The following is an 18,743-nucleotide window of genomic DNA, read 5'->3' on the forward strand; positions in this document are numbered from 1 at the left end:
GCTCAGGTCAGCCAGACGAGGTCGGAGCCCAGGCGCCTGGCGGCGCTGTCGGCGCTTCGCCACCTGCCGTAACCCTGCACGACGCCGACGGTGGCCGCCGTACCGCACGGCAGTTGGAGACCGTAGGCGATCACCTCGGTCGCTCCTTCGTCGATCTCCTGGACCAGTGCGAACGCGCGTACTCCGAAACCGACGTCCCCGGCGGGGGAGTGGGGGACAATCGAGGGGTCGGAACCAGTGAAGTGCTCCATCGCGGAGTGCTTCCTTTCGACGTCGGAGGCCGGGACGGGCTGCCCTTCAAGCAGAGCCCGTCCCGGCCTTTCCCTTTTCTTCGCTCTGCCGTGAGCCCGTTCGACTGACGGAGAGCTTCCCGGTGATGTATTCAGCGTGACCTTGCCATTACCGTGTGTATAGTTGCACGCACAGGGATCGCTCGACAAGTTGTCCAGCATCTTTGTTTGGAAAGCCCCTTGTGTTGCGTGAATATGCCCGGAAAGGTGGGTTATGGCTGCCGCGAAATGGGTCACGTTGCGTTCCCAATGGCTCGGCCAGCAACTGCGGGAGCTACGTGAGGCCAATGGCCTGATTCTCAAGGACGCCGCCGAATACCTGCAGCGCGACCCCGCGACCGTCAGTCGTTTCGAGACGGGCGGCTACCCCATCCGCCGCCCCGACCTGCTCGCCCTCCTCGACCTGTACGGCGTCGCCGACCCCAGGCGTCGTGAGGAGTTCATCAGGCTCAGCCAGGAGGTCTGGAAGAAGGGCTGGTGGGACGGCTATGCCGGAGAGGTGACCGGGTCATTGGTCGACTTCGTCTGGCTGGAGTCCCGGTCGCGTGAGATCCGGGGCTTCGACGGCATGACCCTGCCCGGCCTGTTCCAGACCCCGAGATACGCACGGGTGGTGATCTCGACGGTCGGGGACGACGCGGACGAAGCCCAGATCGACCGCTGGGTCAGGTTCCGCATGGGGCGTCAGAAGATCCTCGACGGAGACAACCCGCCGCGCGTCATGTCGATCATCGACGAGGCGGTGCTGCGCCGTGAGGTCGGCGGCAGGGAATGCCAGGCGGAACAACTCTGTCACCTCGCCGACCAGGCGGCCAGGCCGAACGTGGAGATTCGCGTCCTGCCGTTTAGCGTGGGAGTGCACGCCTCCGCCGCAGGAGCGTTTCGGATTTTCACCCTGGGAGATGGATTTCCTGGGGTTGGCTATGTCGAAACCCCGAAGGGGGCGATCTACGTAGAGTCACCGGATAGCGAGAGCTTTGTGAAGATGTATGAGGAGACACTGAAGCTCACGCTCAGCCCCGAGAAATCAGTTGAATTCATCATCGCGATAGCGGAGGAGCTATCACGGTGAGCGAGCGGAAAGAAGGTAAGACATGTCCGATGCTGAGGACCTGGCCCGGGTGGCCTGGCACATCAGTACGAAGAGCAGCGAGAACTTGGGCGGGAGCTGTGTCGAGGCGGGGCCGTTGCTGGATGGGAGCGAGCGGGTGGCCGTGCGGCACAGTCATCGGCCCGATGGTGAGGTGATCGTCTACTCGCGGGGTGAGTGGGAGGCGTTCATCGGCGGCGTCAAGGACGGCGAGTTCGACTTCCCCGCCTAGGACTTCCCGCCTGGAACGAAGACGGGCCGTCCTGGCTGGGACGGCCCTCTCGTGACGGTTCAGGCGACGGGCAGGCGGCCGTAGTGGTCGTCGAGACGGGTGCGGTACGCGGGCGCCCGGTAGGTGTTCTCGTCGAACTCCGGCGCCCCCTCGATCTCCTCCTTGGTGAGGGCGAGGTGGACGCTGCGGGCGTGCGGGTCGATCCGGGTGACGGCGGCGGCGGGCAGCAGGACCCTCCTGCCGAAGCTCCAGAAGCCGACGTCCACGACCACGAAGCTGTCCCCGGCCACGTTGCTCTCCTCGTCGACGGTGCCGATCACCCCGTCGACGGCCTCGACGTCGAAGCCGATCACACTCAGGCTCTCGTCCTCGAAGACACCGGCACGGTAGGTCCACAGGCTCTCGACGGTCATGTCCGCCCCTCCTCACCGATCATGGGTTGCGCAGGAGACAGGGCTACCCGCGATGACCGGGATAAACGGGCTCGGAGAGCGTTTTCCGATCAGGCCGATGAGGCCGATCAGGCGGGCGTCAGGGCGGCGTCACGCCGTACGAGGGCGGCGTAGTGGCCGCCGGCGGCCAGCAGTTCCTCGTGGGTGCCCCGCTCGGCGACGCGTCCGTGGTCGAGGACCACGATCTGGTCCGCGTCGCGGACGGTCGAAAGGCGGTGGGCGATGGTGATCGTCGTACGGCCCCGCGACAGGGCGTCCAGGGCCTCCTGGACGGCGCGCTCGGTGCGGGTGTCCAGGGCGCTGGTCGCCTCGTCGAGGATCAGCACGGGCGGGTCGCGCAGCAGCGTGCGGGCGATGGCCAGGCGCTGCTTCTCGCCCCCGGAGAAGCGGTGGCCGCGCTCGCCGACGACCGTCTCGTAGCCGTCGGGCAGTGACATGATGTGGTCGTGGATGCGGGCGGCGCGCGCCGCCTCGGCCAGTTCCTCGTCGGTCGCCGACGGCTTGGCGAAGCGGAGGTTGTCGGCGATCGAGGAGTGGAAGAGGTAGGTCTCCTGGGAGACCACGCCGACGACCTCGGCCAGCGTCTCGAAGCTCAGTTCCCGCACGTCCACGCCGTCCACGGTCACCCTGCCGCCGGTCACGTCGTACAGCCGGGGCGGCAGGTAGCTCAGCGTCGTCTTGCCCGAGCCGGTCTCGCCGACCACGGCCAGGGTCGTGCCCGCGGGTACGGTGATGTCCACGTCCGACAACGTCGGGGTGACCTCGGCGCCGGAGCCGGGGGCGGCGTAGGAGAAGTCCACGTGCTCGAAGCGCACCTCGCCGCGCACGTCCTTCAGCGTCCCGGTCCCGGGGGTGATGTCCACGGGCAGGTCGAGATACTCGAAGACACGGCCGAACAGCGCCAGGGAGCTCTGCACGTCCACGCCGAGCCGCAGCAGTGAAACGGCGGGCCGGAACAGGCTCATCTGCAGGGTGGTGAAGGCGACGACCGTGCCGATGGAGACCGTCGAGGCCAGCCCGGCGGCCAGGTAGATCACCGCGGGCATCGCCGACAGGACGATCTGGATGGTCGACTGCCGCCAGCGCCCGGCCATGCTGGAGCGGACCCCCAGGGTGGCCAGTTCGTCGGAGGCGGTGGTGAACCGGCCGGTCAGCTCGGGGGACTGGCCCATCGTGCGGCCGAGCAGGATGCCGCTGACCGACAGCGACTCCTGGACCATCGAGGAGAGGGCGGCCAGTTTGCGCTGCCGCTCCGAGGAGATCTTCCTGCGCTCCCGGCCGACCTTGCGGCTGATCCACACGAAGACCGGCATCAGCAGGAGCGAGACGAGGGTCAGCCGCCAGTCGAGCGCGACCATGGCGATGATCGTCGCGATCACGGTGGTCAGGTTGGAGACGATCGAGGCGGTGGTCGAGGTGACCACCGACTGCATGCCGCCGATGTCGTTGGCGATGCGCGACTGCACCTCGCCGGTGCGGGTCCTGGTGAAGAAGGCCAGGGACATGCGCTGCAGGTGCGCGTAGACGCCGGTGCGCAGGTCGTGCATGACGCGCTGGCCGACGGTGTTCGACATCAGGGTCTGTACGACGTCGAGGACGCTGGTGGCGACGGCGACCGTGATCATGCCGAGCACCAGCAGCACCAGCAGACCGGTCCTGTGGTTGGGGATGGCGTCGTCGAGCACCTCGCGCAGCATGAACGGTGAGGCGAGCGAGACGACCGAGGACAGGGCGATGAGGGCGCCGACCACGGCCAGGCGGCCCCGGTAGGGGCGGAACAGGGTGACGATGCGCCGCAGCGGCGCGCGGGGTTCGTCGGCCATGTCGGGTTCTTCGGTGGAAAGGGGGTCTTTGGTTCGTTCGGGCATGCAACCTCTTTCTGATGTTGACTCAAACAGAGGTTAGCTCATATTCACCATCGGGGACAATGAGATAAGTTCATGGGGTGGAGACGGAACTGGCCGAACTGCTGCGAGGAGTCGGCCGTCGGCTGCGCCGGGGGTACGGCGCGCGGTTCGGCCCGCTGGGCCTGACACCGGGACAGGTGCGGGCGCTGTGGGTGATCGCCGAGGCCGAGCCGCCGCTCAGGATGGTGCAGCTCGCCGACACACTCAAGATCGTGCCGCGCTCGGTGACCCCGGTCGTGGACGCGCTTGAGGAGATGGGCCTGGTGCGGCGCGAGGTCGATCCGGCCAACCGCAGATCGACTCTCCTGACGCTCACACCGGAGGGCAGGGTCCGTCACGAGCAGGTCCGCGAGGCGCGCAGGCAGGCGGCGGAGGAGTTGTTCTCGGTCCTCACCCCTGAGCAGCAGGAGCAGCTCAGGGAGCTGCTGAGCCTGGTGGAGAGCCGTCCGGCCTGAGGCCGTGGTCCGGTGTCGTCACCGGATAGGATCAAGGAAATCGTCCGTCCCGCGGCCAGGAACCGCCGTCGCCGGATCGGTGGGAGTCGAGAAAAGGCGTTCGGCGAGGAGGCCGATCTCATGCGGCATGTCAGCGACGTGTGCCGGTCGCCGGGTTCGTAGATCACCGTGGCACTGCAACCGCCGCCCGAACTCGCCGCCGTCCTCAACCTTGTCGGGTCCTGGCCGGTGGCCGACGAGGACAGGCTCTACGCGTCCGGACAGCGGTGGATCGCGTTCGCGACGACGACGAGCCGTAACTCCTCGGCCGCCGACGCGTACGTCGCCCGGACCACGTTCCGCAACGACGGCGACGACATCGAGGCGTTCGACCAGGACTGGCGGGACACCTCGGACCGGTCCGGCGACGCGATCGCCGCCGCCATGCTCATCGGCTCCGCCCAGCAGATCTCCGCCATGGCCGTGCTCGCCACGAAGGTGTCGCTGATCGCCGTCGCCGTACGGCTCGCGCAGAACCTGTACCGGCTCGCCGCGGCCTCGGGGCCCACGGCCGGGGTCTCCCTGACGGCCGTGCCCGCCCTCGTGGGCGGCGCCCGCCTGGCCGTACGGCAGATCATCCGTAAAGTGGTCGAACTGCTTGAACGGAGCGCGCTCCGCCTCTTCAAACGGGCCTCCACGCTCCTGCGGAAGCCGGCCGAGCGGGCAGGGGCCGTGCCGCCCCTGCCGCCGAAGCGCCCGCAGCGTCCGCCCACGCCTCCACGCGGCCCGGACAACTACCTGGAGGCCGCGGCCGACAAGAGCGTCGACGTCAAGAAGATCACCCCCTATCCGATATGGCGCAGGGATCGCGAGCCGCTCTACCGGGCCGACAACAGGTCACCGGAGGAGGTGTTCGAGCAGGGATTCCACCCCCGGGACCCGTCCATGACCGACCTGGACGACTACGTGCACAGAGGGGCCGACTCCGCCTTCGTGGGGACCAGCACGCGCCGGGACATCGACAACGTCCTGCCCCGCCGTTACACCTACGAGGTGGACGCCCCCGGCGGGATCGACGCCAACCGCACCTTCTCCACGGGCAGCGCCCGCCTGCACCACGAGCAGGAGATCGCCTTTCCCGGCGGCGTGCACCGGCGCTACGTCTCCGGCGCCTGGCCGGAAGGGGTGCCGAAGACGCCGGAGAACTTCATCCCCAATCCCCACTTCGATCCCTATCCCGGCTACTCTCAGGCATGATCAGGAGGATTTGAGTGAACGATGTCCCGCCGCCCCCGCCGCTCACCGACGAGCTGAGGGCCCAGGCGCGGCGCAGTCCCGGGACGTGGCTGTACGCGATCGACCCCTTCTTCGATCCCGGCGGCGAGGTGCCGCCGTACGGTGTCGTCGGCGCGTGGCGGGCCGACGAGCGGGGTGAGATCACCGGGGAGTTCCGCCACAACCCGAACTACCGGCCCTCTCCGGTGGCGCTCGGCTATCCCGAGCCGTCCGACCCCCTGGACGCGGCCGTCCAGCTCAGCGCGACCGGCTACGAGACGGGGGAGAGGATCGTCCCCCTGCTCAGGGAGGCCGAGGTGATCGTGGCCGCCGGTCCCGACGGAGGCGTTCCGGTGTTCGACACGGGTGAGGGCCGGGCGGTGTTCGCCTACACGGCCCACACCCACCTGCCCGGCGAGTTCCCGGAGGGCGCGACGGGCTGGCAGCCGATCCGCGGCGGCGACCTGGTCGCGCTGCTGCCGGTGGACGTCGGTGTCGCGATCAATCCCTCGGGGCCGGCCGGCGTGATACTGCCCCCCGCCGACCTGCGTCGCTGACGCCTCCCGGGCTGGCGGCCGCGGCGTTCAGGAGGCGTTCAGACGGCCCGCGTGATCCGGTCGACCTCCTCCTCGCTCCGCTGCTCCGCCGAGCGGTAGCTCACGGCCATGAACTCGGCGCCGTCGCCCGTCGTCACGTGACGCTCCGCCAGCGACTCGTAGACCTCCAGCGCGTGCCGGGTCACCGCGTGATAGGCCGCGCCGACCATGCTGCCCATCATGTCCTCCCCCCAGGGGTCGCCCTCTCCCTCAAGGTAGGCGCGCAGGGCCCGGACCTCCTCCAACTGGCTCGTGCCGGTGCCGGAGAGCCCCGTGCCCGTACTCCGGAGGTCCGCGTGCGAGACGTCCACCCCGTGGTCCGCGGTCATCGCTCCTCCAGGCGCCGTACGGTGGACTCGATCCCCGAGGCGAACTCGTCCAGGCGGCGCGTCACATCGGCGTGAACGCCCTCAAGGCTCTCGGCGAGCCTTCCGGGGTCCGGGATCGCCGCGGGGTCCAGGCCGGGAATGTTCGCGCGGAGGTCGTCGAGGGCCGCGTTCACCGCGGTGAGGATCTCCCGCGCGAGGTCCTCGGAGGCCATCCGCATGACCCGCGGATTGAGGTTCAGCGCGGCCAGCCGCCCGTCGGGGCCGACCAGGACGCTCACCTGGCCGTCCGCCGCCCGGCCACTGCCCTGAAGCGGGTCCCCCCGGTTCTCCGGCGAGGAGAGGGACCGGATGCTCTCCGCAAGCATGTCGTCGAAGCGCTTCCCGTTCTGGTGCACGTTGATCGCTCTCGGTAGGGGAGGAGAAGCCTGACACCGGGAAGCCTACGCGGGCGCACGCCCCGGACCCGGGATCAGGCCAGGCGTCTCGTGGTCTCCGCGCCTTCCGTCCCCTCGGTGAGACGCCAGCGGGGACGGCCGCCGACGAAGGTGGCCACGCAGCGGCCCGCCCCCTGACCGAGCAGGGCGGTGTAGGCCGTGCGGGCGCTCGCCTCGACCGCGAAGACGGAGAAGTCGGCGCGGCTCCCCTGGTCGAGGCAACCGATGCGGTGCGGGCCGTTGGCCATGCCGAGCGCCCTGGCCCCACCCGTGGTCGCCGCCTCGACGAGGATCCGGGCCAGCTCCTCCCGGCGTGCCAGGGGGGCCTCGCGCAGCAGCGCCCTGGCCAGGGTCAGCGGGTCACCGCCGGTCCTGGTGCCGAAGGCGATCGCCTCGTCGCCGCCGAGCAGTCCCTCGGCGGCGAAGGGGGAGGAGATGGCCACCGCCGTACCCCTGACCCGCAGGAGTTTGCGGTCGGCCTCGTCGAGCGGCATGGAGATCGCGACATGGCAGCCGGGTCCCAGCGCCCCGACCTCGTCGAGGAAGATCAGCGGATGGCGGCCGAGCTCGATGTGCAGGCGCAGGCCGAACGTCCGCGACAGGATGGCCAGGTCCTCCATGACGACCGGGTCGGGGGAGTGGGCGGCGATGCCGACGGTCCCCGGGTGGTCGACCTCGCGGATGGCGGTGATCAGCCGGTCGCGTCCCTCACGCTCCCAGGTGCCCTCGTCCGGGCAGTGTGTCTCCAGGTAGGTGATGCCGCCCATGCCGGTCGCGCCGAAGGCGGAGGCGGAGTCCAGGTCGTTCGCGACACCGGCGACCGCAGTGACGCCGTGGGCGAAGGCGGGGCCGTAGGCGCGGTCGAGTCTGAGATGGGCGTCGACCAGACCGGGGACGATCATGCCCGGCCAGCGGGTGGGGGCGACGCCGGGGAAGGCGCTCTCGATCTCTCCGCGCGGTCCGGCTCGCAGCACACGGTTTCCCCTGACCACGACGGCGCCGTCCTCCACGGGAGGCCGGCAGAGCGGCAGGACGAGTGGCGCGGTGTGGATGGCGACCGCCGGAAGCGCACGCGCACCGGCGACGTGGCCGGCGGGCGTGGGCATAGGCACTCCTGGGTGTTTGTCCCTTTAAGAGAGATTAAGTCTAGCGACCTGATGATCTCAAACGGCCGCGCCGACGAAGTGTGGGAGATTATCTTCCTACACCTGACAGACGACCTTCCTACAGAAGTCGATTGATCGGCGCGAAAGCGATCTATAGCGTCATTTGTCGTGACTCGTCCCCCCAGGTTACTGAAAGCGTTGATCGCGGCCGTCGTGCTGCTCCCGATCGGACTCGCCGCGGCCCCCGCCTCCGCCGATCCGTCGCCCGACCCTGAGCACCCATGGCGCCTCGACCAGTGGCCCCAGACCCAGCCGTGGCAGCAGGACGAACCCGACGGTGCCGCCGCGCTGCGCGGCAGGCCCACCGGACCGCCGCCCATCGACCCGCAGAACTGGAAGAACCCGGACCACATGACGTGGGCCGACTACCGCAAGCCGCCGGGGACCAAGTGGGCCGACCCCTCGGTCAAGGGCTCGAAGCGGACCTTCCGCGGCGCGCTCGTCCTGCTCGACTACGCCAACCAGCCGTTCGTGGTCACCCAGCCCAAGGGCTCGACCGTCTTCAGGAACCCCAGCGCCGAGGCCCACGACGTCCCGCGTGACAAGGTCGCCCAGTTCTACAAGGACTTCCTCAACACCCCGAACCAGCTCAACCGGGGACACACCATTCACGAATACTGGATGGAGGACTCCGGCGGGCGCTACGGCGTCGACCTGACCGCATTCGGCCCGTACGAGATGCCCGGCAAGTCGTACGAGTACGGCATGGAGTTCCAGAGCGGCACCGGCTGCCCGGCCGGGGCGACCTGCAACAAGAACATCAGGACCGACGGGCGGGCCGCCTGGACCTCGGCCGAGGGACAGGATGTCCCCGCGGGCTTCGACTTCGTCTTCTACCTGAGCGCCGGTCAGGACGAGTCGGCCACCTGGCAGGAGTTCGGGTCGATCAAGTTCCCGACCAAGGAGGCGGTGACCGACGACTTCGGCCCGCCCGACGCCGCGCTGCCCAACTGGGCGAGGACCCGCTACGTGGACTGGACCTCCTGGGCGTCGGCCTCCTCCATCTGGCCCAACGCCGGAGGCGGCTCCTCGACCCAGGCGGAGAGCTCCGGGCAGGGCGTCTACGCCCACGAGTTCAGCCACATCCTCGGCATCGGCGACAACTACAACAACCCGTTCGGGGTGCCGCCGCGCCGCGCCTACACCGGTGTCTGGGAGATGCTCAGCCGGGGCAGCTTCAACGGCCCCGGCGGACCGCACAGCCGCTGGCTGATCCCGCCGACCTCGGGTGGCTCCATGGGCGCCCAGCACATGCTCCGCAACAAGATCAAGCTGGAGATGGTCGACGAGCGGAACGTGCTGCGCCTGTCCCGCGACGCCCTGGCCCAGTCGGGTCTCGTCGTGGCCAGGGTGACCGCGCGAGCCGTACAGCCCGGGCCGCGTGACCTGTCCGGCGTCAACATCGCCTTCGGCACCGGAGACCGGAGCCCCGCCTGCGACGTCACGAAGGACCCGTTCTGCGACGGCGGCGGCTACGACAACTACACCGTCGAGGTCGTCGACCGGATGGGCGCCGACTCCTTCACCCCCGACTCGGGTGTGCTGCTGGCCAAGACCAAGAACGTGGACAGCGCGCCCTTCGAGTGGGTCGTGGACGCCAACCCGCAGGACATCGGGATGACCGACTACGTCCTGCCGGACGGCACCGCCGTACCCATCACGATCGGCGACTACCGTCAGCTGTCGGACGCCCTGTTCCACGCGGGCAGCGACTCGGGCTCCGAGTTCGAGTACGTGGACCAGGCCAACCGGCTCCACTTCTACGTCCTCGACGTGGAGCGCGACCGCAAGGGCGTCCTGTCCTACACGGTGGCGATCCGCTCCCTGGACGGCGCCGGTCCCCAGAAGCGCGGGGTACGGCTGCTGCCCGCGGCCGGGCTGCCCACGGACCGGGGACTGTCCACCTGCCGCTTCCCGCTGTTCAACACCGGCAGGAAGGCTCCCGCCCAGGGGAGCCACCCCGAGGACGTGAGCGCCTACCTCGGTGAGGACGTCTACCGCCTGTCGGCGAGCGTCGAGGGCAGGGGCTGGACGGCCACGCTGCCCAACCAGCTCGCGACCGCCGGCTTCGGCGATCGGACCCTCGTGGCCGTCAACGCCCAGCGGGCCTCGGGCGGCTCGCGCCTGGCCAAGGTCACGCTGACCGCGACCTCGGAGAGCGACCCGTCCAAGACCGCCAGGGCGACCTGTCACGTGGTCGGCCTGTGACCTGACCACCCCACGGCCTCCTCGCGAGAGGGCTCTCGCGAGGAGGCCTCTGTGTTCCGCTACACAGCGATAAATCATCAATTTTCCGAGATATCGCTCTATCGGATGATCAGTCCCTCGGTGGGCGCCCCCGTCCGCCGGGTGTCTGGTTGAATCGAGGCAGAGACGACGCGTCGGCTGAGTCGGGGGGCCGCGCCGTGGTGTGCTTCTCTCCGGAGGGTGTGAATGCCCGGTCCGCCGAAGGTGCCTGCTCGTCGTGACACCGCCTCGCCGAGGCGACGGATACCGCTGGCGGCCCCGGCGGCGCTGGCGATCGCCGCCACCGGCGCCAGCGTCCTGACGGCGCTGCCGGACGTGGTCTCCCTCTCACCGTGGTGGAGGGCCGCGATCGTCATGGTCTCCGGCATGCTGGCCGGGGCGATCGCCTGGGCGACCTCAAGACCGCGCCGGGAGGAGACCGTCACGGACGACGGGGCGTTCTGGCGCCCGCCCGACCAGTGGCCGCCGAGGCCGGCGCACTTCACCGGGCGCGTGGAGTCACTGGCCGAACTGCGCCGGGTGTTCACCGAACGCCACCGCGACCGCTCCCGCACCGAGCCCCTCGCGCCGCTGGTCATCTCGGTGTACGGCAGAGGCGGGGTAGGCAAGTCCGCGCTCATCGCCAGGTTCGGCCAGGAGGTCGCCGACCGCTTCCCCGACGGGAGGCTCCACGCCGACCTGCGCGGCACGATCGAGGCGCCGGTCCGCCCGGAGGAGGTGCTGATCGGCTTCCTGCGCGCGCTGGGCGTGCGGCTGACCACCGACCCCGGGGGCCTGACCGAGCTGCGCAGACTCTGGCTGACCTGGACCAAGGGCAAGCGCATCCTGATCGGCCTGGACAACGCCCAGGAGGCGAGCCAGGTCAGGGACCTGATCCCGGCCGACCCCGGATGCGTGGTCATGGTCACCTCCAGGAACCCGCTGTTCCTGCTCAACGCCTACGACAAACAGCTGTCGGTGTTCAGCTCGGCGCAGGGCGTCGAACTGCTGGCCAGGCTGGCCGGAGGCGAGCGGGTCGCCGCCGACCTTGAGGCGGCCGACGAGATCGTACGGATGTGCGACCACCTCCCGCTGGCCATCAGCATCTGCGGCGGGCGCCTGGCCACCCGGGAGAACTGGACCCTGCGCCAGCTGGCCGACCGCCTCAGGGACGAACGGCGCCGCCTGGACCAGCTCGAACTGCGCGGCGGGCAGGACCGGAGCGTGCGGGCCTCGCTCCAGCTCAGCTACGACGACTGCACCGGCATCCAGCGCCGCCTGCTGCGCATGCTCAGCCTGCTCACCGCCCCCGACGTGCCCGGCTGGGTGCCCGGAGAGCTGCTGGCGGCCTCGGAGCTTGAGGGGGCCGACCAGCTTGAGGCGCTCATCGACGCCCAGCTCGCCGACTCCGCAGGCGTCGACTTCTCCGGCGCGATGCGCTACCGCCTGCACGACCTGGTCCGGATCTTCGCCCGCGAGGTGACCTTCGCCCGCGACGACGACGCGCAGAGAAGGGCGGCCATCGAACGGGTGCTGTCCGGTTACCGACGCCGGGCCGAGGGCGCCGCGGTGGCCCGGTGGCCGCAGGACTGGGGCCGCAGCGGCAGGCGGGCGGACCTGGCCGTCTCGGGTGAGCTGACCCAGGCCTCGGCCGCCGACTGGCTCAACGCCGAGCGCCGCACCCTGGTCGCCATGATCCACCAGGCGAAGAGCCTGGAGATGTGGGAGCTGGCCTGGAGCCTGGGCCGTGCCTTCTGCTCGCTGTGCCACTCGCTGCGGGCCTACTGGTCCGACTGGCGCGCGGTCGCCGAGATCGTCTGCGAGGCCGCGACCCGGCTGGACGACCGGCGGGCCCTGGGCATCGCGCTGCTGGACCGGGCCGCGGTCGCCGGCGGGCAGGGCGGCCGCGACAGCGCCAGGCAGGACGCCGAGAGGGCACTGGACATCTTCACCGAGCTGGGGGAGTCGTGGTGGGCGGCGCGGGCGATGCGCTCGGTCGGCATGACCCTGTTCAACGACGGCAACCTCGACCGGGCCCAGGGCTACCTGAACGAGGCGATCGCCGCGTTCAAGGCGGAGGACGACCGCTGGTGGACGGCCAGGAGCCAGCGCAACCTGGCCGAGCTCAGACTCGCCCAGCGCAGGCCGGAGGAGGCCGCAGAGCCGCTTGAGGACGCCCTGGCGGTCTTCCAGCACGACCGTAACCGCTACTCGGAGGCGCAGACCCTGCGTGTCTACGGCGAGGTGCTCGGCGCGACCGCGCGGGCGCTGGAGAGCCAGGGAGAGGCCAAGGCCGCAGGGGAGAACTTCACCCGGGCCGGGTTCAGCCTGGACCGGGCCGCGGAGATGTTCCGGCTGCGCGGAGAGCTGTGGGAGGAGGCCAGGTGCCTGCGCGCGGCCGGCGAGGTGGGCAACCCGGCCAACGGACTGCGCGAGCTGATCTACGTACGGCGGGCCGCCGAGATGCTGACCGCGCTCGGCGACTCCTGGGGCGTGGCCAGGGCCGAGCTTTCCGCGGGACGCGCCCACGGCAGGCTGGGCCGTACCGGGGAGGCGCAGCAGGCGCTGACGCGGGCCGTACGGCAGTTCGAGGAACTGGGCGACCGCTGGTGGATGGCCAGGAGCCTGCGCTACCTCGGCGAGACGCACCTGGAGGCGGGCGACTGCGAGGCGGCCCTGCCCCTGCTCGAACAGGCCCAGGACATCTACCGCAGCCTCGGCAACCAGGGGGGTGTGGGCCGGGTGCTCGAACTCCTCCGCAGGGCGCAGGAGTGCCTGGGGCAGGCGACCTCCTGAGGGCGGTATTCGGCGCGACGGTATCCCGGGAAAGGACATCACCCAATGGGGGTTGTCATTTGCGGCAATCTGCCCCAGACGTTCACTGCTTGGTCATACCTTGACGTATAAGCTCAGCAGTGATGAACGAACTGACGCGATGGATTCATCTTGACGGTGCCGTCAACGTGCGCGACCTCGGCGGGCTCGCGACGAAGGACGGCGGGACCACACGCTTCGGCCGGGTGTACCGGTCGGACAACCTGCAGGCGCTGACGGAACGCGACCTCGGCCTGCTCGTCGGCGACCTCGGACTTCGCCACGTCGTCGACCTGCGCTCGGTGGCCGAGGTGACCCTGGAGGGCCCTGGACCGCTCACCCGCTTCCCCGAGGTGAGCATCCACCATCTCACCCTCTTCGCCGAGGGCGGCGTGAACACCGACGTCGACGCCGACAGGATCGACGCGGACCGGGTGCTTCCCTGGCAGGAGATGGACGAGGACACCCTCGCCGAACTGCGGGTGACCGGCTACTACTACGGCTACCTTCGCGAGCGCCCCGACTCGGTCGTGGCCGCGCTGCGGGCCCTGGCCCACGACGACGGCGCCGCCATCGTGCACTGCGCGGCGGGCAAGGACCGCACCGGCGTGGTCACCGCCCTCGCCCTTGAGGTCGCCGGGGTCACCCGGGAGGCGATCGTCGCCGACTACGTCGCCACCGGCGACCGCATCGACCACATCCTGGCGCGCCTGCGTTCCAGCCCCACCTACCGTGCCGACCTCGACTCCCGTCCGGACTCCGACCACCGGCCGCGCGCGGAGTACATCCAGCAGTTCCTCGACGTGCTCGACAACCGGTTCGGCGGCCCGCTGACCTGGCTGGGCGCCCAGGGATGGAACGAGGACGACACCGGAGCCCTGCGCGCACGCCTGCGGGACTAGAGCCCGACGACCAGGCCCTCCGTGGCCGAGCGGCGGGCGGCCTCAAGGACGGTGAGGGTCTCGATCGCCTCCTCGGGGTCGACCGGCGCGGGCGCCCCCTCGCGCAGGCTCGCCACGACGCCACGGTAGAAGTCGAGATAGGCGCCGGGTTCGGTGCGGACCGGATGGAGGTCGTCACCGGCCCCCATCGTGCCCCACCGCTGCGGCGGCTCGTCGCCGAAGCCGGGGACGCTCGGGGAGAGCCCGGCGCGCAGCCGTTCCTCCTGCACGTCGAGACCGTGCTTGGAGTATCCGGCCCGTGAGCCCGCGACCAGGAAGCGCGGGCCGGGCATGGGCGAGAGCGCGCTCATCCACAGATGGGAGCGGGCGCCCGAGAGGTGCGTCAGCGCGACGAAGGTGTCGTCGTCGGCGGCGACCCCGGGCCGCCGGGCGTCGGACTCGGCGTAGACACGCGTCACCGGGCCGAGCAGGCTCAGCGCCTGGTCCACCAGATGGCTGCCGAGGTCGTACAGCAGGCCACCCACCTCCTCGGCGCCGCCCGACTCACGCCAGCCGCCCTTCGGCACGGGCCGCCACCGCTCGAACCGGGACTCCAGGCGGTTCACCGTGCCGAGCTCCCCCGACGACAGCAGCCGCCGGATCGTCAGGAAGTCGCCGTCCCAGCGCCGGTTCTGGAACACGGTCAGCATCAGGCCGCGCTCACGCGCCAGCTCCGCCAGCCCCCGGGCCTGCGCCGCGGTCGCCGCCAGCGGCTTGTCGACCACGACCGGCACCCCCGCGCGCAGCGCCGCCTCGGCCAGCGGGACGTGGGTGCGGTTGGGGGAGGCGACCACCACCAGGTCGCAGACGCCCCACAGCTCCTCGGCGTCGCCGACCGCCCGCGCGCCGTACTTCCTGGCGACCTCGGCGGCCCGTTCCGGAGAGCGTGTCACCACGGCGGACAGGCTCAGGCCGGGGGTCGCGGCGATCAGCGGGGCGTGGAAGAGCGCCCCGGCGACGCCGTACCCGGCGAGACCGACGCGCAGGGCGGGCACCGTCTCACCCATCGCCGGGCACCCGCCGGGCCCGGTCAGTCACCGCGCTGCTCGTCACGCTCGGCGAGGAAGGCCTCGAACTGGGCGGCGAGCTCGTCGCCGGTCGGCATCTCGGAGGACTCGGCCATCAGGTTCTCGCGCTGCGCGCCCGCCGCGAAGGCGTCGTACTGCTGCTCCAGGCCGGTGATGGCCGTCGAGAGCTCCTCGGAGGCGCTGATCTGCTCGGCGATCTCGCTGTCGGTCCTGGCCGCCGCCTCACGCAGGCCGTCCAGCGGGAACACCAGGCCGGTGCTCCTGGTGACCGCCTCCAGCGCCGTCAGGGCCGCCGCGGGGTACTCCGCCTGGGCGAGGTAGTGCGGGACGTGCACGGCGTAACCCAGGGTGTCGTGCCCCCGGGCGCCGAGCCGGAACTCCACCAGCGCGGCCGCGCTCCCGGGGACCTGGACCCTGCCGAAGGCGCTGTTGTGGCCGGAGACCAGCTCGGGACGGCTGGCGTGGCCGGTGATCCCGAGCGGACGGGTGTGCGGCACGGCCATCGGGATGCCGTGCAGGGTCACCAGCCTGCCGATGCCGAGCCTGGTGACGAGCGTGCCGACGGCCTCGGTGAACAGCTCCCACTCGCGGTCCGGCTCGGGGCCGGTGAGCAGCAGGAACGGGGTTCCCGTCGTGTCGTGGACCAGGTGCAGGGCGAGCTCGTGGCTCTCCACGGACACCCAGCGGTCGGTGTCGAAGGTCATGATCGGGCGCCGGGACCGGTAGTCGAGCAGGCGGTCCACGTCGAACGTGGCCACGACGCGGTGCTCAAGCTCGCCCAGCAGGTGACCGAGGGCGAGCCGTCCGGCGCCGCCCGCGTCTACGAACCCGTCGAAGTGGTAGAGAAGCACCGGATCGGTCAGTTCAGGGATCTCTCCGCTGAGCCGGTAGAGATCCGTCGGGTCGAACACCGTCTCCCAGCCTTTCGTCGGTCGTCTCTCCACAGCATGAACCCCTGGGCCGTCCGGTGAATTCCACGCACCCCGGCGATCACTGGGAACCCTACCGGGGCAGAATGGTTCCCATGCAGTCCGACCCTGAGCTGGAGGAGTTCGCCACCCGCCTGTTCGACCTGGCCAGGGCTGGTGAGACCGACAGACTCCGCGCGTACGTCGAGGCCGGGGTGCCGGCCAACCTGACCAACGACAGGGGCGACACCCTGGTGATGCTCGCCGCCTACCACGGCCACGCCGAGACCGTCAGGGCGCTGACCGCCCTCGGCGCCGATCCCGGCCGGGCGAACGACCGGGGCCAGACCCCGCTGTCCGGAGCGGTCTTCAAGAAGGAGCCCGAGGTGATCAAGGCGCTTCTGGACGCGGGCGCCGATCCGGACCAGGGGACCCCGTCCGCGCGGGAGACCGCCCGGATGTTCGGCCACGAGCAGTATCTGAAATGGTTCGAACGTTACCCTGATTAGTGATGTCTCCTATATGGCGACATATTGAAATCATGTGGCGTTCGGGGATCCTTGACAGGTGGGAACTACTACTACACCTCAGTCCGATCGGCGTCTGCACATCCCCCCGCTGCCCTGCCCCTTCCCGAGTGAGGTGAGTCCCCACGTCGAGAGAGTCGACCGGGAGACCCTGGACTGGCTCATCGCCTCGGGAATGCTCAAGGACGCCGAAACGGTCGAGCGCTACAGACAGGCGAGGTACGGCTGGCTGGGTGGCCGGACCTACCCCTACGCGGAGCACGACCTGCTCCGCCTGGTGACCGACTGGTGCGTGTGGCTGTTCGCCTTCGACGACGCCTTCTGCGAGTCCGACCGCAGAGCCGCCGAGATAGCCCGCGCGCTGCCCCAGTTCTACGCCGTCCTCGAAGGACTGGACGGTGGATACGAGGTCGACGACAGATTCGCCAGGATGCTGCTGGAGATCAAGAACAGGATCTCCGCGCACGCCGACGGCGACCAGCTCGACCGCTGGTGCTCCGTCACGAAGGACTACCTCTTCGCGCAGGTCTGGGAGGCGGCCAACCGTGAGGACGAGGTGGTCCCCTCCATCGAGGACTACCTGTTCATGCGGCGCAGGACCGGTGCCATGCTCACGGTCTTCGCCCTGATCGACATCGCCGCGGGCCATCGCCTGACCCCCGCCGAGTGGCGGCACCCCGCCGTGCGCGCGATCACCGAGAGCGCCAACGACGTCGTCGTGTGGGACAACGACCTCATCTCCTACGCCAAGGAGAGCGAGAGCGGCAACGCCAGGAACAACCTGGTGAACGTGCTGGCCGTACACGGCGGGGTCTCCAGGCAGGCCGCGATGGAGCGGATCGGCATGATGCGCAACAAGGCCATAACCGACATGATCGAGCGGCGCCCCACGCTGGAGGCACTCGGCTCGGAGGCGGTGCACGCGTACGTGCGCGGCCTGGAGTTCTGGATCAGCGGAAGCGTCGACTACTCACTGACCAGTTCCCGCTACACGATGGCCTGGCGGCAGCGGATCGCCGAGGAGTGAACCGAGCGCTCAGTCCTGGGGGAGCCGGTCGTCGCTCTCCTGCTCTCCGAGTGCGAGCTCGATCAGCTCCTCCAGACCCAGCTTCTTGCCCGCGGCGAAGGCCTTCTCGTGCTCCTGCTCACCCAGCAGGCTCTTGCACTCCTTGACGCAGCGGTCGTGCTCGGCGTTGAAGAAGGGCGAACCGAGCTGGGGCATCCCGAACGTGCGCCAGTTCGCCTGGCCACCGCCCATCAGGCGCGAGGCCAGCTCCGGCTGACCGGCCTCAAGCGCCTGCCTGGCGACCACCTCGATCGCCAGGCCGATGCCCAGGACGTCGTGGAAGTAACGCTTGAGACGCAGCGCCTCACGCGCGTTCGTCATGGCCTCGGTGGTCTGGCCCATCGCCTGGTGGACGCTGGCCAGCGCGTAGATGGCGTAGGAACGCAGCCACAGCTCACCGCGCTGGGTGCACACGGTGATGCAGTCGCGCAGCAGCGTCTCGGCCTCGCCGGGGTCACCCTGCATGAGCAGCACCATCGACAGCTCGACGATCGAGGGCAGCAGACCGGGGTTCAGCTCCCGGCCGCTCTTGTGGAACTCGATGGCGACGCCGAGCAGCGCGCTGGCCTTGTGCAGGTCGTTCTGGAGGAAGGCGGCCGTGCCGAGCATCTTGGTGGCCAGGATCACCGCGCCCGAGTCGCCGACGCGCACCGCGTCCGCGCTGCACTGTTCGGCCGCCGCGATGGCGCCGGTGATGTCGCCCTGGGCGCTGTGGATGTAGGAGAGCACCCACAACGCCTTGCAACGCTCGGGACTCGGCTCGGGCGAGAGCTCCAGGGTCTTCTCAAGGTAGAGCCTGCCCTCGCGCGCCAGCCCGCAGGCCACCCACATGAACCACAGCGACGACAGCAGCTTCAGCCCGGAGAGCACCTGACCCGGGGTGTTCAGGCAGTAGTCGAGGGCGACCCTGATGTTGTCGTGCTCGTGACGCATCCGGACGTGCCAGTAGACCTGACGGGGACCCGACCAGGCCTCCTCGCTCCGGTAGGCCAGCTGCAGGTAGTAGTCGCGGTGCCGTTCCCTGATGC

19 protein-coding genes are annotated in these 18,743 nt (G+C 70.0%); 10 read left to right on the plus strand and 9 right to left on the minus strand.

Annotation, left to right across the window (positions count from 1 at the left end):
* Positions 1 to 2: 2 nt before the first annotated feature.
* Positions 3 to 251: a hypothetical protein gene (locus ACFOYY_RS34235; protein ID WP_386195287.1), complete on the minus strand. Its 249-nt coding sequence runs from the start codon at positions 249 to 251 to the stop codon at positions 3 to 5.
* Between the two features lie 253 nt (positions 252 to 504).
* Between ACFOYY_RS34235 and ACFOYY_RS34240 the strand changes: the two genes are divergently transcribed.
* Both ACFOYY_RS34240 and ACFOYY_RS34245 read left to right on the plus strand, forming a co-directional pair.
* Positions 505 to 1,362 (plus strand): helix-turn-helix domain-containing protein, encoded by an 858-nt coding sequence (locus ACFOYY_RS34240; RefSeq protein ID WP_362784847.1) that lies wholly within the window; start codon positions 505 to 507, stop codon positions 1,360 to 1,362.
* 22 nt (positions 1,363 to 1,384) lie between these two features.
* The gene (locus tag ACFOYY_RS34245; RefSeq protein ID WP_386195289.1) at positions 1,385 to 1,612 is read left to right on the plus strand and encodes a DUF397 domain-containing protein; all 228 of its coding nucleotides are present in this window, start codon (positions 1,385 to 1,387) and stop codon (positions 1,610 to 1,612) included.
* A gap of 59 nt (positions 1,613 to 1,671) precedes the next feature.
* Here the strand turns inward: ACFOYY_RS34245 and ACFOYY_RS34250 are convergent, their stop codons facing one another.
* Together ACFOYY_RS34250 and ACFOYY_RS34255 are read right to left on the minus strand one after the other, a co-directional pair.
* Positions 1,672 to 2,025 carry a PRC-barrel domain containing protein gene (locus tag ACFOYY_RS34250; protein ID WP_362911681.1) on the minus strand — a complete coding sequence of 118 codons (354 nt, stop codon included), beginning with the start codon at positions 2,023 to 2,025 and terminating at the stop codon, positions 1,672 to 1,674.
* A gap of 107 nt (positions 2,026 to 2,132) precedes the next feature.
* A complete protein-coding gene (locus tag ACFOYY_RS34255; RefSeq protein WP_352016454.1) occupies positions 2,133 to 3,887 on the minus strand; it encodes an ABC transporter ATP-binding protein in 1,755 nt (584 codons plus the stop codon).
* Positions 3,888 to 4,009: 122 nt separating this feature from the next.
* Here ACFOYY_RS34255 and ACFOYY_RS34260 point away from each other — a divergent pair, with 122 nt between their 5' ends.
* The 3 genes from ACFOYY_RS34260 (at position 4,010) to ACFOYY_RS34270 (ending at position 6,237) form a co-directional block, all read left to right on the plus strand.
* Positions 4,010 to 4,426, plus strand: coding sequence for a MarR family winged helix-turn-helix transcriptional regulator (locus ACFOYY_RS34260; RefSeq protein WP_352016453.1), 417 nt, complete (start codon positions 4,010 to 4,012; stop codon positions 4,424 to 4,426).
* A gap of 168 nt (positions 4,427 to 4,594) precedes the next feature.
* Positions 4,595 to 5,662: a scabin-related ADP-ribosyltransferase gene (locus ACFOYY_RS34265; protein ID WP_352016452.1), complete on the plus strand. Its 1,068-nt coding sequence runs from the start codon at positions 4,595 to 4,597 to the stop codon at positions 5,660 to 5,662.
* Positions 5,663 to 5,676: 14 nt separating this feature from the next.
* Positions 5,677 to 6,237, plus strand: a complete 561-nt coding sequence (locus tag ACFOYY_RS34270; RefSeq protein WP_352016451.1) for a type VII secretion system-associated protein — start codon at positions 5,677 to 5,679, stop codon at positions 6,235 to 6,237.
* Positions 6,238 to 6,275: 38 nt separating this feature from the next.
* On the opposite strand, the gene ACFOYY_RS34275 is transcribed toward ACFOYY_RS34270, so the two are convergent.
* The 3 genes from ACFOYY_RS34275 to ACFOYY_RS34285 all read right to left on the minus strand — a co-directional run bounded on the left by ACFOYY_RS34275 (position 6,276) and on the right by ACFOYY_RS34285 (position 8,145).
* A complete protein-coding gene (locus ACFOYY_RS34275) occupies positions 6,276 to 6,605 on the minus strand; it encodes a hypothetical protein (RefSeq protein ID WP_352016450.1) in 330 nt (109 codons plus the stop codon).
* A complete protein-coding gene (locus tag ACFOYY_RS34280; RefSeq protein ID WP_362784864.1) occupies positions 6,602 to 7,000 on the minus strand; it encodes a YbaB/EbfC family nucleoid-associated protein in 399 nt (132 codons plus the stop codon). The genes ACFOYY_RS34275 and ACFOYY_RS34280 overlap by 4 nt, the downstream gene beginning before the upstream one ends.
* 74 nt (positions 7,001 to 7,074) lie before the next feature.
* The gene (locus ACFOYY_RS34285; protein WP_386195291.1) at positions 7,075 to 8,145 is read right to left on the minus strand and encodes an amidohydrolase family protein; all 1,071 of its coding nucleotides are present in this window, start codon (positions 8,143 to 8,145) and stop codon (positions 7,075 to 7,077) included.
* Between the two features lie 168 nt (positions 8,146 to 8,313).
* Here ACFOYY_RS34285 and ACFOYY_RS34290 point away from each other — a divergent pair, with 168 nt between their 5' ends.
* From ACFOYY_RS34290 to ACFOYY_RS34300, 3 genes are all read left to right on the plus strand, one after another.
* On the plus strand, positions 8,314 to 10,413 hold the full coding sequence (locus tag ACFOYY_RS34290; RefSeq protein WP_362911676.1) for a M6 family metalloprotease domain-containing protein: 2,100 nt from the start codon (positions 8,314 to 8,316) through the stop codon (positions 10,411 to 10,413).
* Between the two features lie 225 nt (positions 10,414 to 10,638).
* Positions 10,639 to 13,227, plus strand: a complete 2,589-nt coding sequence (locus ACFOYY_RS34295) for a tetratricopeptide repeat protein (protein WP_386195293.1) — start codon at positions 10,639 to 10,641, stop codon at positions 13,225 to 13,227.
* 122 nt (positions 13,228 to 13,349) lie between these two features.
* Positions 13,350 to 14,147: a tyrosine-protein phosphatase gene (locus ACFOYY_RS34300; protein ID WP_362784872.1), complete on the plus strand. Its 798-nt coding sequence runs from the start codon at positions 13,350 to 13,352 to the stop codon at positions 14,145 to 14,147.
* Here ACFOYY_RS34300 and ACFOYY_RS34305 read toward each other — a convergent pair.
* Together ACFOYY_RS34305 and ACFOYY_RS34310 are read right to left on the minus strand one after the other, a co-directional pair.
* Positions 14,144 to 15,193, minus strand: a complete 1,050-nt coding sequence (locus tag ACFOYY_RS34305; RefSeq protein WP_362911674.1) for a Gfo/Idh/MocA family oxidoreductase — start codon at positions 15,191 to 15,193, stop codon at positions 14,144 to 14,146. The genes ACFOYY_RS34300 and ACFOYY_RS34305 overlap by 4 nt on opposite strands.
* Positions 15,194 to 15,216: 23 nt before the next feature.
* Positions 15,217 to 16,125: a proteasome assembly chaperone family protein gene (locus ACFOYY_RS34310; RefSeq protein WP_352016476.1), complete on the minus strand. Its 909-nt coding sequence runs from the start codon at positions 16,123 to 16,125 to the stop codon at positions 15,217 to 15,219.
* 104 nt (positions 16,126 to 16,229) lie between these two features.
* Between ACFOYY_RS34310 and ACFOYY_RS34315 the strand changes: the two genes are divergently transcribed.
* Both ACFOYY_RS34315 and ACFOYY_RS34320 read left to right on the plus strand, forming a co-directional pair.
* On the plus strand, positions 16,230 to 16,631 hold the full coding sequence (locus ACFOYY_RS34315) for an ankyrin repeat domain-containing protein (RefSeq protein ID WP_352016442.1): 402 nt from the start codon (positions 16,230 to 16,232) through the stop codon (positions 16,629 to 16,631).
* 133 nt (positions 16,632 to 16,764) lie between these two features.
* Positions 16,765 to 17,676: a 4-epi-cubebol synthase gene (locus ACFOYY_RS34320; protein WP_352016441.1), complete on the plus strand. Its 912-nt coding sequence runs from the start codon at positions 16,765 to 16,767 to the stop codon at positions 17,674 to 17,676.
* A gap of 9 nt (positions 17,677 to 17,685) precedes the next feature.
* Here the strand turns inward: ACFOYY_RS34320 and ACFOYY_RS34325 are convergent.
* Positions 17,686 to 18,743, minus strand: a 1,058-nt coding sequence (locus ACFOYY_RS34325) for a tetratricopeptide repeat protein (protein WP_386195295.1), incomplete at its 5' end; no start/stop codon positions are given.

Source organism: Streptosporangium jomthongense, from assembly GCF_042650425.1.
Taxonomy (GTDB): domain Bacteria; phylum Actinomycetota; class Actinomycetes; order Streptosporangiales; family Streptosporangiaceae; genus Streptosporangium.

Excerpts from the sequence above, each read along its gene's own strand:
- ACFOYY_RS34295 (WP_386195293.1), top strand. The coding sequence starts at position 10,639 with ATGCCCGGTCCGCCGAAGGTGCCTGCTCGTCGTGACACCGCCTCGCCG.
- ACFOYY_RS34285 (WP_386195291.1), bottom strand. The coding sequence starts at position 8,145 with ATGCCCACGCCCGCCGGCCACGTCGCCGGTGCGCGTGCGCTTCCGGCG.
- ACFOYY_RS34305 (WP_362911674.1), bottom strand. The coding sequence starts at position 15,193 with ATGGGTGAGACGGTGCCCGCCCTGCGCGTCGGTCTCGCCGGGTACGGC.
- ACFOYY_RS34275 (WP_352016450.1), bottom strand. The coding sequence starts at position 6,605 with ATGACCGCGGACCACGGGGTGGACGTCTCGCACGCGGACCTCCGGAGT.
- ACFOYY_RS34300 (WP_362784872.1), top strand. The coding sequence starts at position 13,350 with ATGAACGAACTGACGCGATGGATTCATCTTGACGGTGCCGTCAACGTG.
- ACFOYY_RS34255 (WP_352016454.1), bottom strand. The coding sequence starts at position 3,887 with ATGGCCGACGAACCCCGCGCGCCGCTGCGGCGCATCGTCACCCTGTTC.
- ACFOYY_RS34240 (WP_362784847.1), top strand. The coding sequence starts at position 505 with ATGGCTGCCGCGAAATGGGTCACGTTGCGTTCCCAATGGCTCGGCCAG.
- ACFOYY_RS34315 (WP_352016442.1), top strand. The coding sequence starts at position 16,230 with ATGGTTCCCATGCAGTCCGACCCTGAGCTGGAGGAGTTCGCCACCCGC.
- ACFOYY_RS34245 (WP_386195289.1), top strand. The coding sequence starts at position 1,385 with ATGTCCGATGCTGAGGACCTGGCCCGGGTGGCCTGGCACATCAGTACG.
- ACFOYY_RS34235 (WP_386195287.1), bottom strand. The coding sequence starts at position 251 with ATGGAGCACTTCACTGGTTCCGACCCCTCGATTGTCCCCCACTCCCCC.
- ACFOYY_RS34250 (WP_362911681.1), bottom strand. The coding sequence starts at position 2,025 with ATGACCGTCGAGAGCCTGTGGACCTACCGTGCCGGTGTCTTCGAGGAC.